Origin of the sequence: Streptomyces sp. NPDC050636 (genome assembly GCF_040654775.1) — a bacterium.
Classification (GTDB): Bacteria; Actinomycetota; Actinomycetes; order Streptomycetales; family Streptomycetaceae; genus Streptomyces.
On sequence record NZ_JBFAIP010000266.1, the window covers coordinates 1 to 1303 of the forward strand.

Genomic DNA, 1303 nt, shown 5'->3' on the forward strand with positions numbered 1-1303 from the left:
GCCCCCAACCCCCCCGGGGCCAATCCCGCCCCCCCCCCCTGCCGGGGGGGGGGGGGCGCGGGGCGTGGCTGCGGTCTACCTCGCCGACGGCCACGACGAGCTGGAGCGGCCGTTCATCTTCGCGGACGGCTTCAACTACGGCCGCAGTGACCTGCCAGGGCTGTTCGCCCACTTCAACGCGCCCTACCCGGGCAGCAACGTGGGCTTCCTCGAGCAGCTGCTCACCGCGGGCATCGACGTGGTCCTGGTCGGCTTCGAGGAGCGCCACACCTACATCCAGGCCAACGCCGGGGTGGTGATCAGCGCCATCGACAAGGTCATCCAAGAGAGGCAGGGCGGTGAGCCGCTGATCGTCGGCGGGGTCAGCATGGGCGGCATCATCACCCGCTACGCCCTCGCCGAGATGGAGAACCAGCACCAGGACCACCAGACCGCGACCTACCTCTCCTGGGACTCCCCACACAACGGCGCCTGGATCCCGCTGATCCTCCAGCAGATGGCCTACTTCTTCGAGGCGCTGCCGGCCAAGCCCGGCAAGGTCAAGGAGGCCGAGCTGATCAGGAGCCCCGCCGCGCAGCAGCTGCTGTACGCATGGATCCCGGACGCGAAGTACGAAGGCCCCGTCGCCGCCTCCAGCGCACTGCGCACGCAGTTCCTGGCCGAACTGCGCGACCTCGGCCATTTCCCGCAACGGCCACGCAAGCTGGGCGTGGCCAACGGCACCGGCAACGGCACCGGCCGCGACCTGCCGGCCGGCGCGGAGGTGTTCAAGCGGCAGGTGCCCCTGATCGTCTACGCCCAGGCGAACTTCCAGCCCGACTGCGGAACGCGCAAGCCGATCGGTGAGATGCGGGCCGTCGGCCAGGTCCGACGGGGCTTCACCTCGTACGTTCCCGGCCTTGACGGCACGCCCGGTGGCACCCTCGGCTCCTTCGGCAAGATCGCCGCGGCACTCGGGGCCGACATCCCGGAGAAGTACAAGTTCAGCTGTTTCGTCCCCTCCGTGAGTGCGGTCGCGCTGGACTACGACCCGGCAAAATGGGACGTCAACCCGTACGAGAAGGTCGAGGCGGCCGACGAGAAGAGCGCGCTCGACGAGTTCAAGTGCGACAGCGAGAACACCGAGCACAGCCAGGTGACCAAGCCACTGGTCGACTGGATCATGGAGCGAATCGTCCACTGATACCGACGACTTGAACAGTGGGGGCCGCCCCCGCGGACCGCCCCCGGGGGGGGCCCCGCGGGCATAAGGGCTTTGGGCCGGAAGGTGGGACCACCCCCAGTTGGTACCCCGGGTAAGCCC

The 1303-nt window shown here is 69.1% G+C and carries 1 protein-coding gene; it reads left to right on the plus strand.

The window, feature by feature from the left end:
• Window positions 1–64 precede the first annotated feature (64 nt).
• On the plus strand, window positions 65–1183 hold the full coding sequence (locus AB0I10_RS41165; RefSeq protein WP_363157854.1) for a hypothetical protein: 1119 nt from the start codon (window positions 65–67) through the stop codon (window positions 1181–1183).
• The last annotated feature ends 120 nt before the right edge of the window (window positions 1184–1303 follow it).